This is a genomic window from Paenibacillus sp. 22594 (genome assembly GCF_052044425.1).
In the GTDB taxonomy this organism is placed as follows: domain Bacteria; phylum Bacillota; class Bacilli; order Paenibacillales; family Paenibacillaceae; genus Paenibacillus_AQ.
In genome coordinates this window covers 1,511,859-1,527,358 of the sequence record NZ_JBQENA010000001.1, presented here as the reverse complement: position 1 = coordinate 1,527,358, position 15,500 = coordinate 1,511,859, and the positions used below count along the sequence as shown (strand labels likewise).

The following is a 15,500-nucleotide window of genomic DNA, read 5'->3' as shown; positions in this document are numbered from 1 at the left end:
TGCCATCTACTACGGGTGTGCGGATACGGTTACGGGCCTTGCCTTTACCACCGTGGATGAGTTGCTTAAATATATGAGGGAATACCCTTTGGAGATTGAGGAATAGCATCAATGAACAGTAGCAGGGCGGTAATATTAAGGCATAATTGAGACGACAGGATTTGACCTTGCGGCTTCTTGCTCCCGATGTAATGGGGCGGGGGGCTTTTGGTGTTTATGGGGCTTGGAGTTGAGAATCACCTGATGCACTGAGCAGGATAAAATAATGTTGAATAGGAAACCCATTGTATATCATATGGAATATTTGCGGAGGGACAGGCGTTGGTAATCACCGCTTCAATACAAGTGGCAAGAACACTTCGTCCACAAGATTAGTAATCGTCTGCTCGGACATTGGTTTGTTATACAGCATTAGCTCATGGCGGGCCAGATCTGCCGGCAAAGTAAGCATCCGGGGCGTAACGGCTTCGGCCGACACCTCTCCCCGGTCAACGGCCCGCTGCAGCACAATCGTCATTGTCCTGTTATGACGCCCTTGGGGGAATAATAAGGATGCAAGCGGCATGGCGCCGATTTCCGTTACGAGCCCATAAAAGGCCTTTATCATCACTTCAATGTTGTTCTGATTCATCGATCGAAGCACGCCGCAAACATCGTCCCTCAAATTCCCGTAATCGGGTACCTCCTCCAGCGGGAGAGGCACGCGTTCCCGGATCGCCGCTAGTACAATCTCAGCGCGGTTGGCCCATCGACGGTACAGCACGGCTTTGCTTGTCCCCGCCCGTTCCGCCACTCCATCCATCGTAAGATTAGAATAGCCTTGTTCTGTCAACTCTTCCCGCACGGCTTGCAGGATAGCCGCTTCCAGCTCTTTGCCTCTGCGTCTGTTTTTCAATTTATCCGGGTGTTGAGAATTGGACATGTTGTTCTCGTACTCCTTTAAGAAAATTCGTTGCGTTTCATATAGGGATAGTATATCATAAACGCAAATAAGAAACTAAAAGTTTCTTATTTTTCGATCAAAAGGGAGGCAATCAACTTGCAAAAACAAGGTTCTACAGCGCTTGAATCAGTTGAACAGCAGGCAGACGAGAAGAAATTGATGTGGATTCTAATGGTTGGTATTCTGGCTCCGCTATTCGACACGACGATAACGAATGTGGCAATTGATACGCTGGTTCGGGACTTCAATACCTCGGTGTCAACCATTCAATGGGTTATGACCGCTTATCTGCTTGCGCTTGCTATGGTCATTCCCTTCAGCGGCTGGGCGGTGGAGCGATTCGGGGGCAAGCCGATGTGGCTATTTTCGCTTGGCATGTTCTTGCTCGGTTCTGTGCTATGCAGCTTGGCATGGAACGTGGACAGCCTGATTTTTTTTCGTACCATTCAAGGGATCGGCGGGGGATTGCTGATGCCCATTATGCAGACTTTGGCAGTACGCGCCTCTGGAGGACGAAATATGGGCAAAAAGATGGCCACGGTGGCCTTGCCGGCGCTGCTTGGGCCGATACTCGGGCCAGTGGTGGGAGGCCTTATCATCAATCATCTGAGCTGGAGATGGATTTTCTTTGTAAATATTCCGCTCTGCATCGTTGCCATCATTATGGCGTGGAAGGGGCTGCCTAATGAACAGCGCCGAACCCGAACGTTGCGGCTGGATCTGTTGGGACTGATGCTGCTCTCCCCAGCCATCGTGCTCATTATTTACGGTCTTGGGGAAGTGAGCTTGAGTCACGGTTTCGGTCATGCTGCGGTTCTCGTTCCCGTTATAGCAGGGTTAACGCTTTTGGCTGGGTTTGTTGTTTATGCCGTTCGAAAAGGAAACGAAGCCTTGCTTGATGTTAGGCTGTTCCGGGTGCGTTCCTTTACCGTGTCCGCGGCACTGCTTTTTCTATCCGGCCTGACTTCCTACGGGGCAATGCTGTTGCTGCCGCTGTACTTCCAGCAAGTCCGCGGCGAATCGGTGCTTCTATCCGGTCTGCTGCTTGTTCCGCAAGGGGTCGGGATGCTGTTGACAAGATCGCTTGCCGGCAAACTAACGGATCAGATCGGTTCGAGGCCAGTCGTTCTTGCCGGAACCCTCCTTACCATGCTTGGAACATGGCCGCTTACGCAGCTTAGTGGAGATACGAGCTATTATTATTTGAGCGCGGCATTGATCGTGCGGGGAGCAGGATTAGGCGCTGTTTTTCTGCCGGTCATGGCTTCCGCCTATATTGGCCTGTCTTCGAAGCAAATCCCGCATGCCAGCAGCACCACTCGTATTATGCAGCAAATCGGCGGCGCCTTTGGCGTATCGGTTATCGCTATTATTTTGCAGAACGAGCTTAATTCAGTCATGTCACATGATCCGGCGATTGTGGCTGTTGCGTTCGATCATACGTTTATCTGGTCGATTGCCTTCTCTACATTGGCGCTAATTCCAGCGGCACTTCTGCCGAGAATAAAAAGATAAATTCGAGTGAATTCACTTCGTGATAGCCCCTGAGCGTAAACTGTATAACTCGTATAAATCTAGTGAAATAAGGGGAATGGCTGTTACCCGACTAAAAATCTAAACAAACGGAATTTGGCCCCTTTATTAAGTAAATGGGTGGCAAAGCTATGTCGTATAGCTTAATTTCCTTCTACCAGAGTAAGAGATTTGCTCTGCGTTTACGGAAGATATTCGTATCCGCTGAGGGTTATCCCAATTCGTTCGGTGAATAATTCAGCTTGTATTCCTTGGGACTCATCCCTCATAAAGAGAGAGCTTGTACAGGATTCTAAGGACGATATTCCTGAACAAGCTCCATCGGAAATGTTTCAATAAATCTACTGCTTTATGATGTTATGACAATCCCTAAGACTGGCGGGGCGCGGCTGGACCAAGCCCAATGGAGCAGAGCCAATTCAGCGCTACCTCATGCAGCACGTTGATGTTGTCTACCTGACAGTGTTCTAATCCGCCAAGTCGTCTATCCTCTATCGCGTAGAATGTCTTGTTTTTCGAACCCGCCTGCTCGTAATTCTTCATGGCTTGTGTCAGCGGATTGGGCTGAACCAATATCTCTTCCGCTCCATGCATTACAAGTAGCGGACATTCGATCTGGTGGAGTACGCCCTCAAGATCATAGGCAAAACGCGGATTCCCCGCAAAATCCTCCAGGCTTTCTGCCCCCAGAATTCTCATGCCGTGTACGGCCAGACTTGGCGGCATCCATGTAAGCATGGCTTTCCAGTCGAAGGCATGCGTACCGCCGTCGGAGATGACGGCAGCAATCCTGTGATCGAACGAAGCGAAACGCAGCGAGTCGTAAGCCGCAAAACTCTCCCCGTGCACGATAATTTTATCGGGATCGACTTCCGGCCGTGTTAGAAGAAAGTCGATGGCCCGGGAATGGAAAGCCTCGCTGTCCGCCCGTCTCCCCTTCCCCTTTTCGTACAGCGAGAGGCCGGTGCCGGGCTGGTCATAGACCAAAAAGTTATATCCACACGAAATGAAGGCAGGACCTAGCCAGAAATAATTTTCAATGGACCACTCGTCACCACCGTTAAGCGCAAACACGGTCGGCTTTGGGCCTTTGATCCAGGAAGGGGAGAAGAAGTATCCCTCCAGCTTGACATCCTCGTAATCGACCTCGATTTTCTCCGGGCGGACATCGAAGTACTTTCCGGCAGCTTCGAAGAGTTCATTAACCTTCTTAAAAATACGGATTTTCTCGGTGTCATCATCCATCACCGCATACTCTGCGATTCTGTAGTAATTGCAGGCACGAATGTAGCAGTTCCGTGCGGTATACCAGTTTCCAGCCGTTTCGGCCTCCTTGCCGTGTCTTTCCAATGCCTGAGCGGTGATGAGCCATTCCCTGTGCCACGTATCCTTGTCATCAGGGTCGATTTTTTTGCAGGCCTCGTAGATCTCAGTGACGTCCGTAGCACCGAGACTTGCCATACCCAAAGCTTTGGTAACTTGGTATGACATCATGTAGTTATTGGGCCAGCGGCTGAACTCAATTGACATTGCAAAATCCTCCTTTTCCGGTTCTAGTGATTGTAGTTTTTTTACTACAAGTAATTTTTACATCCAAAGATAAAGCTTCTTTAAAGGAAAAATAAATGTTTATAAAGAGAATATAAAAAACTATAAACCGCTAAAAAACAAAGTTAAAGGCTATCGCCTGGGTGTTGACACCCGGCAGCAGCCTTTAACTTTGTTGTAAAAGAAGATATGCAAAAATAAAGTTAGCGTTGTGCCGCCCGGGGAAGGCTGAATCTTATCCCCAAACCGCCATATTCGGAAGAGTAGGCAACAATTTCGCCCCCGTGATGTTCAATAATGGATTTACAGCTTGCAAGCCCCAGCCCGAGTCCGCCCTTTTGGATTTGCCGCGATTTATCCACAGTGAAAAATTTGAGGAACAGAGAAGAAATATCCTTATCAGGCACTCCAATTCCATTATCCTCGATTTGGAAATAGGCATAACGTTCTAGCGGGTATCCGGTCATATACACTTTCAGCTTATTTTTCCCTCCATATCTTACAGCATTGCTAAAGAGGTTGCCGAAAACCCGGCGGATCATAGGTTCATTGACCATTAGCAATATATTTTCCGTGAATGAATGACGGCAAGTAAGTTCGTAGTCAAGTCCCGCTAACTCGTACTCATATTCAAGAGCAATTTTTTCAAAAAATATTGATGCTTGTACAGGTTTAGCTACCATGGATTCCAACTCCAGTTTTTCTTTGGTGAAGCTGGAGAAATCATTGATGAGTTCGACCATATATTCTGACTTCCTTTGAATCAAATCATAATATTCCTGCTTTTCAGTTTCTGGTAAGTCCTTGTGTGTAGCCAGCAGTTCAGTAAAACCGTTAATAGATGTCAGGGGTGTTTTCAAATCGTGGGTGATTGTCGCAATCATATCGGTTTGCTCTCTGTGGGCGAGTTGAAGCCTATGCTCCATCTTATTGAAGTGCTTATAAAGTTCTCCGATCTCGTCATTACTCCTCAAAGCTAACGGAGGCATGGGATGTACAATATTTACTTCTTCCAGCCTGGTATTTAGAAGCCGAATGGGCTTCTCTATGCAAAAATAAATATAGATAATCAGAATAATAAATATACAACAAGCGATGGCAAATATGGGCAGAAGCAATGCTATATAGCGTGAGTCCAACAATGTACCGCGTATAGGGGAATATACTGCAAAGACAAACTTCAAGTACATTCCAATGGAAAACATAAGAATTAGAAGCATCAGCAGGAATAAGAGGGGAAGTTTTATTTTCAGTTTCATACTATTGCTCTCTTTCCGTATATTTGTATCCTATGCCCCATATGGTTTTAATAAAGTTATGATCAGGACCCAGTTTTTTACGGATATTTTTGATATGGACCGTTACGGTATTTATTTCTCCGTATTCGTCTCCCCAGACATTCTCATAGATCTGCTCACGACTCAATACCTGATTAGGGTGACGCATAAGAATAGACAAAATTTGAAATTCTTTCGTTGATAAGTCGAGCTTCCTGCTATGCAGGAAGGCTTCAAACGTTTTATCGTTCAAAATGAGCGGAGCATCCGCCTTTTCGCTACTGGGACTAAGTTCATCCCACTCTTTAAACAGCCTGTCCAATTTCTGAAGTGGGCCTTTATCCTGGAGGCAAGCTCCTGAATACTAAATGGTTTGGTCATGTAATCGTCAGCTCCTATTTCGAGGCCGACGATTTTATCAATGTCCTGATCACGCGCACTTAGAAACAGGATGGGAACATTATAAGATTTTCGGATACTTCTGCAGACATCATGTCCATCCATATCAGGCATCACTATATCCAAAACGATAAAATCAATGTGGTTTTCATCCAATGCAGATAAGGCTTCTTTCCCGGAACTTGACGTGATTACTGCAAATTGCTCGTACCTTAAACTCTTTGTGATGAGTTTTACGATTTCTTCATCGTCGTCTACAACTAATATCGTTTTTGACATTTTTCTACCTCCCAACCGCTTTAAATGGACTGCATTTATAACACAAGAGCCGTATGGACTTGAATTGACAAAAAAATGGAGCTCAAAGCGCCTCTACAGTTCCGGATACGCTGGAATAAGAGCTTGAGCAACGCCATTTCAAGTTCCAGAATTCTTTGGTACCGGCTAGTGTAGGCTATTCTTAAACAATTGATGATCAGAATTACGCAAACGAATCTGGTATAAATAATATTCTCTTCATCTTGTTGATGCAATTGTCCACTTCGTAAATAGAATCAAGGCATAAATATTGAATTGCATAGTCCATAGAAGTACGTGCACCACCATGAACACAAAGCTTGGGGTTTGGATCATGACGAAAAAGGGAGTGCGATTCAAAATATGATTTGAGTTTTTTGCAGCCCAATGCCGATATCATTCCGACAGCGGCGGTACACACGCTTGAGCACTTATTGGCCACGCATTTGAGGGATGGGATTTTGTATTCTTGGAGAGGAATTAATTCAAAATAGGGGGGATCATTATTTAGAGGAATAAAGGCTTTCTGCATTATGGGATTACGTTTGACTAACAATTTCTTTTTTCAGTTATTGAACGGTCATTCGTTCCTTCTGTATAAATGAAGTTTATTAATTAAATCGTGTCGAAATCATATATGTTTGTTAGTCGAGTAAACGAAGAAAAAGAGTTTTTATCGATTCATCCTAATTCGAACAAAAAAACCCTTATTAATCAAGGGTTTTAGCATTTTAGCATGGTCGAGACGACAGGATTTGAACCTGCGACCTCTTGCTCCCGAAGCAAGCGCTCTACCAAGCTGAGCCACGTCTCGTCATTACAGGTTAACCCGTTGTTAACCGCAGGGTTGCTCTGAACAATCCACATTATACGCCTGCAAGTAAGCGCTGTAAATAATCATTTTTCTGCTTCATTTCGCCCTTTTCTCTACCCGAGATTGACAGAAATAGGGGCGCTGGCTATACTTGAAATGTTAAAATGAAAATCGGAAAAAACGTTGATGAAATAAAGTACGCCGGAGATTGGCTTGGATCAGAGAAGAGGTTCCTTTTACGATAGTCTTCGTAATTGGCTGTGAGAACCTTGAAGACAGGCCGGCGGAAAGCTGATTTCGGAGTGCGGGGACAATCCCGCCGGGGGCACCCGTTAACAGCCACACAAGGCGATCGTCTGACCATGGTCCGTGACTTCACGGATATTGGCGATAACCAGGGTGGTACCGCGATAATCATCGTCCCTGAATTTATTCAGGGGCGTTTTTTTTGTTTTTAATAATTATGAGACAGGGGCTGTACATGATGAAAGCAAGTGAAATCCGTTCCAAATGGCTGCAGTTTTTTGAGAGCAAAGGCCACCGTATCGAGCCGAGCGCATCGCTCGTGCCGCATAATGACCCGTCGCTGTTATGGATCAACGCCGGGATGGCTCCGCTGAAGGCGTATTTTGACGGCCGGGAAATCCCGGAGAATCCGCGTCTGACCAATTCGCAGAAATGCATTCGTACCAACGATATTGAGAATGTAGGCAAAACGCGCCGCCACCATACGTTTTTTGAGATGCTGGGTAACTTTTCCATTGGTGATTATTTCAAGGAAGAAGCGATAACCTGGGCTTGGGAGTTTCTGACCGGAAAGGAATGGATCGGCTTTGATCCGGAACGCATTTCCGTAACGGTATATGCTGAGGACGAAGAAGCCTTCAAGCTGTGGAATGAAAAGGTCGGCCTGCCCGCTGAGCGCATCATTAAGCTGGGTGACGACAACTTCTGGGATATCGGCGAAGGTCCTTGCGGTCCTTGTTCGGAAATCTTCTATGACCGCGGCGAAGCCTACGGCAGCGACATGTCCGATCCAGAAATGTATCCGGGCGGGGAGAATGAACGCTGGCTCGAAGTGTGGAACCTCGTATTCTCGCAGTTTAACCATAATAAGGACGGCAGCTATACGCCGCTTCCGAACAAGAACATTGATACCGGTGCAGGTCTGGAACGCTTCGCGTCCATTCTGCAGGATGTGGATTCCAACTTTGACACCGATCTGTTCCAGCCGATCATCCAGAAGACGGCCAAGCTTGCAGGTGTAACCTACAAGGACAACCTGGAGCAGGATATTGCTCTAAAAGTAATCGCCGACCACATCCGGACTGTAACGTTTGCTGTAGGGGATGGCGTGCTTCCTTCCAATGAAGGCCGCGGCTACATTATCCGACGTCTGCTCCGCCGCGCGGTGCGCTATGGCAAGACCTTGGGTCTGGACCGTCCGTTCCTGTTCGACCTTACGGAGACTGTGGGCGAAGTGATGGGCGTCTACTATCCATCCGTTGTCGAGAACCGTGATTACATCGCCAAGATCATCCGTACCGAGGAAGAGCGTTTCCATGAAACGCTGTCCGACGGTCTGGCCATCCTGGGCGAGATCAGTGCCAAAGCTAAGGCTGACGGGCTCAGTGCCATTGCCGGCGCCGATGCGTTCAAACTGTATGACACGTATGGCTTCCCGTTTGACCTGACTGAGGATTTCGCCTCCGAGCAGGGCCTCACCGTGGACCGCGAAGGCTTCGACGCTGCCATGCAGGAGCAGCGCGACCGTGCCAGAGCCGCCCGTCATGACGGCGGCAGCATGAAGGTTCAAGGCGGACCGCTGGCTGAGCTGACGGTTAAAAGTGAATTTGTTGGTTATACTGACTCCGTAGCAGAGTCTAAGATATTGGCTATTGTTGCAGGCGGTACATTGGTGGACATCGCAGGCGAAGGTACCGATTGCCAGGTTATCCTGGAATCGACGCCATTCTATGCTGAAAGCGGCGGCCAGGTCAGCGACACCGGTCTTCTGACTGGAGGTTCGGTGACAGCCAAGGTGACGGGACTGTTCAAAGCTCCGCACGGCCAGCATGTTCATCTGGTTACTGTGGAAGCCGGGGAGCTGAGAGTGGGCGACAGTGTCCGCGCCGAAGTGAACCGGGAGCAGCGTGAAGACATTGTTAAGAACCATACGGCAACCCACCTGCTGCATAAAGCACTCAAAGAAGTGCTTGGTGGTCACGTGAATCAAGCCGGCTCTTTAGTAGAAGGCGCACGTTTACGTTTTGACTTCTCACACTTCGGCGCAATTACGCCGGAAGAGCTGAGCGACATTGAACACCGGGTGAACGCGCAAATCTGGCGCGGCCTGGATGTAGTGATTGAGAACAAGCCGATTGATGAAGCCAAGGCTATGGGTGCCATGGCGCTCTTCGGGGAAAAATACGGCAACATCGTACGTGTGGTTCAGGTTGGCGATTACAGCCTTGAGCTGTGCGGCGGTATCCATGTTTCGAACACCTCGCAGATCGGGATTTTCAAGCTGGTCAGCGAGAGCGGCATTGGCTCCGGGGTGCGCCGGATCGAAGCGGTAACCGGACGTTATGCGTACCAGTTCACCGAAAGCCAGCTGGATCTTTTGAAGCAATCGGCAGGACTGCTGAAGTCTTCGCTAAACGATGTGCCGAAACGGATTGAAGCGCTGCATGCCCAGGTCCGTGAGCTGTCCCGTGAGAATGAATCCCTGCAATCTAAGCTGAGCGCAACCTTTGCTGCCGAACTGACCAGCAGTGTGAAAACGGTAGGCGGCGGTACACAGCTGCTCGCGGTTGCCGTTCAAGCTGGTAATATGGACGCGCTGCGCTCCACTGCCGATGAATTGAAATCCAAGCTGCCGGATGCTGTACTTGTGCTGGGTGCGGCTATGGACGACAAAGTCAACTTTGTCGTATCGGTACCGCAGGACCTCGTCAAAAAAGGCTTCCACGCTGGTAAGCTGGTGAAGGAAATCGCAGCGGTATGCGGCGGCGGGGGCGGTGGACGTCCGGATATGGCGCAAGCCGGAGGCAAGGATGCTTCCAAGCTGGGCGAAGCTCTTCTGAAAGCCGAGGAGCTTGTAGCCGCTCAGGGGTAAGCGGTAAAAGTGACGGAGCAGGTTTCGCAGCTGCTGCATAACGCCAGGGATTGATGGATTTCGCAGCGCAGACAGATGGACAGGGAAATCGGAAATGAGGGTTGCCGCAGCGGTACTGAGAGCAATATATCAGTACCGCTGCTTTATTCACGCGAAGCTGGAAAATGTATATTTTTTGTCAATATTCACTTTCAGCGAACATCTGCAATAGCTTAAAACCCAAAAAAATCTCTATTTTTGTAGACGAAATACCAAAAAAAGCGTTATCACGGTGGCAGGATTTCCTCGTTGGGCCATGAATATGTTATGATGAGAGCAGCAAGTCAGCTGTACAGCAGCAACTTTGCGAAGCCGCCCAAGAAGCGGGTGATTTTGCAGAAGGAAGGTGTCACAAATGGACTCCATGGACAAAACGGTCAAATTCAATGTAAAGGGCGATGAGAAGGAAGCCTCCTCCGAGGAGATACTGCTCGCAGTATACGATGCGCTGGTGGAGAAGGAATACCATCCCATCAACCAGATCGTAGGGTATCTTATTTCTGGAGATCCGGCTTACATTCCGCGCCACAACAATGCGAGAAGTTTGGTCCGGAGGAAAGAACGTGATGAGCTGATTGAGGAACTGGTTCGTTTCTACCTCGCCAATCATCGGGTGGATCATCCGAAATGATGAAGAAGCTGGGTCTGGATTACGGCGACCGCAGAATCGGAGTTGCCACAAGCGATATTTTTGGATGGACAGCACAAGCTCTGGAGACGATTGAGCGGCGCGGCAACGGAAATGAGTTCCAGCGTATCCGCGAACTGGTCAAGGAACATGAGATTGGAGAGATTGTAGTTGGCCTTCCGAAGAATATGAACGGCTCCGTAGGACCCCGTGGTGAGATCTGCATTGAGTTTGCCGATCAGCTACGGGAGCAATTCGAAATGCCCGTACACCTTTGGGATGAGCGTCTGACGACAGTATCCGCCGAACGGGTGCTGATTGAAGGGGACGTCAGCCGGAAGAAACGCAAAGGGATTGTGGACAAAATGGCCGCAGCCCTGATTTTGCAAAATTTTTTGGATGCTAACAGTAAAAGGTGAGGGGTGTGTTGGATATGACAAACGAGCAGATTGGCCAAGAAGAAGAACCGGAAATTATCTACATTCCTGATGAGGAAGGTAATGAAGAGGAATTTGAGGTCATTATGAAATTTGAAGTCGACGGTTCGGATGCCAAGTATATGATGGTGGTTCCACTGGATTCCGAGGATGAAGAGAGCGATGAGGTGTATGCGTTCCGTTATGAAGAAGACGGTGATGATCTTCAGCTCTTTATGATCGAGAATGATGAGGAATGGGCCATTGTTGAAGAGACCTTCAATACCTTGGTAGATGAGCTGGACGGAGGAGCGGAGAATGACTGATTTTTCCGCCGATCAGGTAGTTTGGACTTCAAAGCTCAAAGAAGTATATGGAGAAACAGTGGAACTGGAAGACGAGCAGGGCAAATCTTCCGTTTACGATATTATTGCCGAATTTGAAGTTGGTGACCGCGCGTATGCGGTGCTTGCCGGTTCCGGGAAAGGCGCCGAACAGGAGATTCTGCGGATTGTGGTTTCGCCTGACGGGCTTCCTGAACTGGAGAGCATCGTGGATGATGAGGAATGGGAAAATGTCAACGAGCTGTATGATGAGCTGACTTTTCCTGCTGACGAGAGCGAATAAGCTTCCATATGTACGCTATAGCATGAGTAGCACGGAAGAGGGCGGGAATTTTTCCGCGCTCTTTTTGCTTGAAATAGAAGTTTTGGAGAAAAAAAGCCGCCTCTTTCGGAGGATAGCGAAGCCTTCCACTTGAGCAATTCATACTGTTCGCAAAAATATATGTTGAATTTGAGACAATACAATTTTATACTTTATAGTCGGAAAGTGAGGAGTGACATTTGAAAGCCGCAATCCGCACCTTGGCTCTTATTATCCTTTTGCTGGCTGCAATTGGCGGGGGAGGAGTCTGGTACATCTGGAATGGCATGCAGCCGGTGAAGCCGGCAGGCCCGCCGGTAACCTTTACGATAGAGAAGGGTATGGGCAGCGCGCAAATTGCCGACCTGCTCGAACAAAACGGCATTATACGCAAAGGATTATTTTTTAAAGGCTACTTGAAATGGGTCAAGGAAGGGTCCAGCTTCAAGGCAGGCACCTATACCGCCAGTCCAGGCGAAACCTATGATTCACTCATTGCCCGCCTGAATGCAGGGGATGTGGTGAAGAAGGATACCGTTTCATTTACGATTCCGGAGGGATATACGGCCAGGCAGGTTGCTGATAAGCTTGCTGCAGCCTGGAATCAGAAACCCGAAGTATTCCTGAAAATTATAGATTCTGGAGCGGGCCTTGAAGCCGTGGGCAGACTGGGTATTCCTGAAGACAACAAGCTTCGCCACCGTCTGGAGGGATATTTGTTTCCGGAGACGTACGAGCTTGTGAAGGAGAGTACACCGGAGCAGGTTGTTGAAGCGATGCTGGAGCAGCTTGAGAAGAAGCTGGACAGTATTGAAGGCTGGCAAGGCAAGCTGAAGAACCGCGGACTCTCCCTGCATGAACTGCTGACTGTGGCCTCGCTTGTAGAGCGTGAGGTTGTAGTGGACAGTGAACGTCCGATTGTGGCCGGAGTGATCTACAACAGGCTGGATAAAGGGCAGAAGCTGGAGATCGATGCGACTGTTCAATACCTGCTGGACAAACAGAAGGAACGGCTGTATGAGAAGGATCTGAAGGTCGACAGTCCTTATAATACCTATAAAAATGAAGGTCTGCCGCCCGGGCCGATCAGCAGCCCCGGTCTTGCGTCCATTGAGGCGGCCCTGACACCGGAAGCTTCGGATTATTATTTCTATGTAACCAAAAAGGATGGCTCACAGGGCCATTTATTCGGCAGGACCTATAAGGAACATTTAGCCAATATCAAAAAAAGTGAACAAAATTCGCAGTAACCTATTAAAATAGAGTGTGATGCGGTTTGAACCGCGAAGTAGGAGGGTGCAACATGAATAACAAACCGGAGCTGCTGGCGACAGCCGCTTCCTTGGAAGAAGCGGCTGTACTGCTGGAGGCCGGGGCAGGCGCGCTGTTGATTGGCGATGACCGCTTTGGCATGCGTCTGGCAGGCCATTTCTCGCTGGAGGATACAGCGAAGGTCGTCAAGCTGGCTCATGCTAAAGGCTGCAAAGTCTACGCAGGCCTGGGCGGTCTAATGTCGAACCGGCTGCTGGACGAGCTTCCCGCTTATGTAAAAGCCATTGGAGAACTGGGTGTAGATGGCATCGAATTTGGTGATCCGGCCGTGCTCGCCGCAGTGAAGAAGGAAGCGCCGGGACTGAAGCTGCACTGGAATGCAGAAATGACTTCAACCAATTATGCAACCGCCAATTACTGGGGACGCAAGGGGGCTTCACGGGTTGTTCTGGCCCGTGAGCTGAACATGGATGAGATGACCGAAATGGTGCCCTTGCTGGAAGTTGAAGCCCAGGTGCAGGTACACGGCATGACAAATATTTATCACTCCAAGCGCAAGCTAGTCGCAAGCTACATGTCCCACCAGGGCCGCCCGAGCGATGGCGGAAGCCTTGGCAAGGAGCGCGGATTGTTTCTGATCGAAGCTGAGCGCCCCAATGAAAAGTTTCCGATATACGAGGATGAGAACGGCACGCATATTATGAGCTCCGATGATATTTGCATCCTGGAGGATTTACATTTTCTGCTGAAGGCAGGAGTGCAGAGCCTGAAGATTGAAGGACTGCTGAAGCCGGTTGCCTACAATGCAGCCGTCGTTAAGGCTTATCGTCATGCGATTGATCTCTACGCTGCAAATCCTGAAGGCTATGCCTTCCAAGAGGATTGGATGGATGGCATACGTGCGCTGCAGGACCCTGATCGCGAGCTGTCCTTCGGCTTTTTTTACAAGGAACAGGTATATTAAAATATAATAAAAAAAGCAATGACTCAGCTTTTTAAAATAGATCTATAAACAACATTCAGGTGTAGCAGTGGAGGGGAAGTTTGGAACTGTAGGAGCGTCAGCGTCCGCCTTTAGGTTTGGATTTCTACTGCGGCCAGCGGTTAAATTCAGGAAATCCAAACCTAACAGCGGCCGGAAGTCCAAACATTCTCCGCAGCTGCGTTCAACACCAAAGTGTAAGGTTTTTAGCTATTTTAACTGGTGAGACAATGGAGGGGAGAACAGGAATGGGAACCATGACCAAGCCGCAATACAAGGGCAAACGTTACCGTCTGGACAAACCGGAGCTCCTCGCTCCGGCGGGTAATCTGGAGAAATTGAAATTCGCCGTGCATTATGGTGCGGATGCAGTATATATTGGAGGACAGAAATATGGCCTGCGCTCGGGAGCAGATAACTTCAGCTTCGAGGAGATGCGCGAGGGTGTGGAATTTGCCAAAAAATACGGCGCCAAGGTTTTTGTCGCAACGAATATTTATGCCCACAATGAAGATATCGCGGGGATTGAAGAATACCTGCGTAACCTATATGAAGCGGGAATCGCTGCCATTATCGTGGCCGACCCTGCCATCGTCGATACCGCCCGCCGCCTGGTGCCGGGTCTTGAAGTTCATCTGAGCACCCAGCAGTCCACACTCAACTGGCAAGCCGTATCCTTCTGGAAGGAAGAAGGACTTCCGCGTGTCGTCCTCGGCCGTGAAACGAGCCTTGAGGAAATCGCTGAAATCAAGCAGCATGTCGATATTGAAATCGAGAGCTTCATCCATGGAGCGATGTGCTCCTCGTACTCCGGCCGTTGTGTGCTGTCTAACCACTTCACGGACCGCGATTCGAACCGTGGAGGCTGCTGCCAGTCCTGCCGCTGGAAATACGATCTGTTCGAGGATGCCCGCCCTGAAGGTACTTGGGTATCCGAGGAAGAACAGGCTCAGGCACAGCAGTCTCCTCTGCCGCTGCAGCCGGGGGTAACCCAGCTTCCGCTGCATCAGCCGGAGGATAACCCGTTCTCGATGGGTTCCAAGGATTTGTGTATGCTGGAGAGTATTCCTGAGCTAATCGAAGTCGGCATAGACAGCTTCAAGATTGAAGGACGGATGAAGTCCATCCACTACGTGGCGACGGTTGTCAATGCTTACCGCAAAGCCATCGATGCCTATATGGCCGACCCGGAAGGGTACGTACTGAAGCCGGAATGGCTGGAAGAGCTGCAAAAGGCGGCGAACCGTCCACTGAACACCGGGTTTTTCTACGATACACCGGATCATGAGGATCATATTTATGAGCCAGAAGAAAAGGCCGCGCCTTATGACTTTGCCGGACTGGTGATGGAGTACGATGCGGCCAGCGGAACCGCGCTGATTCAGCAGCGAAATCACTTCAAGCCAGGGCAGGAAGTGGAGTTCTTCGGACCTGACAATACGTTCTTCAAACAAACGGTAGGCGAGCTGTGGGACGAGGAAGGTCAGCCGCTTGATGCTGCACGTCACCCGCTGCAGCGGGTGCGCATGAAGGTAGATCAGCCTGTGGCCTATTTCGACATGATGCGTAAGAAGAAATAGTGTGTTATT

At 49.1% G+C, this 15,500-nt stretch carries 13 protein-coding genes, 1 tRNA gene and 2 pseudogenes; 11 read left to right on the top strand and 5 right to left on the bottom strand.

Annotated features, from left to right (window positions below; genetic code table 11):
• Window positions 1-328: 328 nt before the first annotated feature.
• On the bottom strand, window positions 329-922 hold the full coding sequence (locus ACTJKB_RS06835; protein ID WP_440832659.1) for a TetR/AcrR family transcriptional regulator: 594 nt from the start codon (window positions 920-922) through the stop codon (window positions 329-331).
• A 54-nt stretch (window positions 923-976) separates the two neighbouring features.
• Between ACTJKB_RS06835 and ACTJKB_RS06830 the strand changes: the two genes are divergently transcribed.
• The gene (locus ACTJKB_RS06830; protein WP_440832762.1) at window positions 977-2,458 is read left to right on the top strand and encodes an MDR family MFS transporter; all 1,482 of its coding nucleotides are present in this window, start codon (window positions 977-979) and stop codon (window positions 2,456-2,458) included.
• A gap of 387 nt (window positions 2,459-2,845) precedes the next feature.
• Here ACTJKB_RS06830 and ACTJKB_RS06825 read toward each other — a convergent pair whose 3' ends face one another.
• The 3 genes and pseudogenes from ACTJKB_RS06825 to ACTJKB_RS06815 all read right to left on the bottom strand — a co-directional run bounded on the left by ACTJKB_RS06825 (window position 2,846) and on the right by ACTJKB_RS06815 (window position 5,979).
• A complete protein-coding gene (locus ACTJKB_RS06825; protein ID WP_440832657.1) occupies window positions 2,846-4,006 on the bottom strand; it encodes an alpha/beta hydrolase in 1,161 nt (386 codons plus the stop codon).
• A gap of 221 nt (window positions 4,007-4,227) precedes the next feature.
• The gene (locus tag ACTJKB_RS06820; RefSeq protein WP_440832655.1) at window positions 4,228-5,283 is read right to left on the bottom strand and encodes a HAMP domain-containing sensor histidine kinase; all 1,056 of its coding nucleotides are present in this window, start codon (window positions 5,281-5,283) and stop codon (window positions 4,228-4,230) included.
• Window position 5,284: 1 nt separating this feature from the next.
• A pseudogene (locus ACTJKB_RS06815) lies at window positions 5,285-5,979 on the bottom strand (response regulator transcription factor).
• A 315-nt stretch (window positions 5,980-6,294) separates the two neighbouring features.
• On the opposite strand from ACTJKB_RS06815, the pseudogene ACTJKB_RS06810 reads away from it, so the two are divergent.
• A pseudogene (locus ACTJKB_RS06810) lies at window positions 6,295-6,458 on the top strand (S-ribosylhomocysteine lyase); the annotation flags it as partial.
• Between the two features lie 276 nt (window positions 6,459-6,734).
• Here ACTJKB_RS06810 and ACTJKB_RS06805 read toward each other — a convergent pair.
• Window positions 6,735-6,811, bottom strand: a tRNA-Pro gene (locus ACTJKB_RS06805).
• A gap of 260 nt (window positions 6,812-7,071) precedes the next feature.
• On the opposite strand from ACTJKB_RS06805, the gene ACTJKB_RS06800 reads away from it, so the two are divergent.
• The 9 genes from ACTJKB_RS06800 to ACTJKB_RS06760 all read left to right on the top strand — a co-directional run bounded on the left by ACTJKB_RS06800 (window position 7,072) and on the right by ACTJKB_RS06760 (window position 15,491).
• Window positions 7,072-7,269 (top strand): hypothetical protein, encoded by a 198-nt coding sequence (locus tag ACTJKB_RS06800; RefSeq protein ID WP_440832653.1) that lies wholly within the window; start codon window positions 7,072-7,074, stop codon window positions 7,267-7,269.
• A 26-nt stretch (window positions 7,270-7,295) separates the two neighbouring features.
• The gene (gene alaS / locus ACTJKB_RS06795) at window positions 7,296-9,929 is read left to right on the top strand and encodes an alanine--tRNA ligase (RefSeq protein ID WP_440832652.1); all 2,634 of its coding nucleotides are present in this window, start codon (window positions 7,296-7,298) and stop codon (window positions 9,927-9,929) included.
• A gap of 394 nt (window positions 9,930-10,323) precedes the next feature.
• The gene (locus ACTJKB_RS06790; protein ID WP_440832761.1) at window positions 10,324-10,599 is read left to right on the top strand and encodes an IreB family regulatory phosphoprotein; all 276 of its coding nucleotides are present in this window, start codon (window positions 10,324-10,326) and stop codon (window positions 10,597-10,599) included.
• Complete coding sequence (ruvX, locus tag ACTJKB_RS06785; RefSeq protein ID WP_440832760.1) at window positions 10,599-11,015, top strand: Holliday junction resolvase RuvX; 417 nt, start codon at window positions 10,599-10,601, stop codon at window positions 11,013-11,015. Before ACTJKB_RS06790 ends, ruvX begins: the two co-directional genes overlap by 1 nt.
• 14 nt (window positions 11,016-11,029) lie before the next feature.
• Window positions 11,030-11,338 carry a DUF1292 domain-containing protein gene (locus ACTJKB_RS06780; RefSeq protein WP_038588104.1) on the top strand — a complete coding sequence of 103 codons (309 nt, stop codon included), beginning with the start codon at window positions 11,030-11,032 and terminating at the stop codon, window positions 11,336-11,338.
• The gene (locus ACTJKB_RS06775; protein WP_440832650.1) at window positions 11,331-11,639 is read left to right on the top strand and encodes a DUF1292 domain-containing protein; all 309 of its coding nucleotides are present in this window, start codon (window positions 11,331-11,333) and stop codon (window positions 11,637-11,639) included. The genes ACTJKB_RS06780 and ACTJKB_RS06775 overlap by 8 nt, the downstream gene beginning before the upstream one ends.
• 218 nt (window positions 11,640-11,857) lie before the next feature.
• Complete coding sequence (mltG, locus tag ACTJKB_RS06770; protein ID WP_440832648.1) at window positions 11,858-12,907, top strand: endolytic transglycosylase MltG; 1,050 nt, start codon at window positions 11,858-11,860, stop codon at window positions 12,905-12,907.
• 53 nt (window positions 12,908-12,960) lie between these two features.
• Window positions 12,961-13,893, top strand: a complete 933-nt coding sequence (locus ACTJKB_RS06765) for a peptidase U32 family protein (protein ID WP_440832647.1) — start codon at window positions 12,961-12,963, stop codon at window positions 13,891-13,893.
• Window positions 13,894-14,159: 266 nt separating this feature from the next.
• Window positions 14,160-15,491 (top strand): peptidase U32 family protein, encoded by a 1,332-nt coding sequence (locus ACTJKB_RS06760; RefSeq protein ID WP_440832645.1) that lies wholly within the window; start codon window positions 14,160-14,162, stop codon window positions 15,489-15,491.
• The last annotated feature ends 9 nt before the right edge of the window (window positions 15,492-15,500 follow it).

What these genes read in the sequence shown, in the direction of transcription:
- ACTJKB_RS06835 (WP_440832659.1), bottom strand. Translation starts at nt 922, where the DNA reads ATGTCCAATTCTCAACACCCGGATAAATTGAAAAACAGACGCAGAGGC.
- ACTJKB_RS06825 (WP_440832657.1), bottom strand. Translation starts at nt 4,006, where the DNA reads ATGTCAATTGAGTTCAGCCGCTGGCCCAATAACTACATGATGTCATAC.
- ACTJKB_RS06820 (WP_440832655.1), bottom strand. Translation starts at nt 5,283, where the DNA reads ATGAAACTGAAAATAAAACTTCCCCTCTTATTCCTGCTGATGCTTCTA.
- alaS (WP_440832652.1), top strand. Translation starts at nt 7,296, where the DNA reads ATGAAAGCAAGTGAAATCCGTTCCAAATGGCTGCAGTTTTTTGAGAGC.
- ACTJKB_RS06790 (WP_440832761.1), top strand. Translation starts at nt 10,324, where the DNA reads ATGGACTCCATGGACAAAACGGTCAAATTCAATGTAAAGGGCGATGAG.
- ruvX (WP_440832760.1), top strand. Translation starts at nt 10,599, where the DNA reads ATGAAGAAGCTGGGTCTGGATTACGGCGACCGCAGAATCGGAGTTGCC.
- ACTJKB_RS06780 (WP_038588104.1), top strand. Translation starts at nt 11,030, where the DNA reads ATGACAAACGAGCAGATTGGCCAAGAAGAAGAACCGGAAATTATCTAC.
- ACTJKB_RS06775 (WP_440832650.1), top strand. Translation starts at nt 11,331, where the DNA reads ATGACTGATTTTTCCGCCGATCAGGTAGTTTGGACTTCAAAGCTCAAA.
- ACTJKB_RS06765 (WP_440832647.1), top strand. Translation starts at nt 12,961, where the DNA reads ATGAATAACAAACCGGAGCTGCTGGCGACAGCCGCTTCCTTGGAAGAA.
- ACTJKB_RS06760 (WP_440832645.1), top strand. Translation starts at nt 14,160, where the DNA reads ATGGGAACCATGACCAAGCCGCAATACAAGGGCAAACGTTACCGTCTG.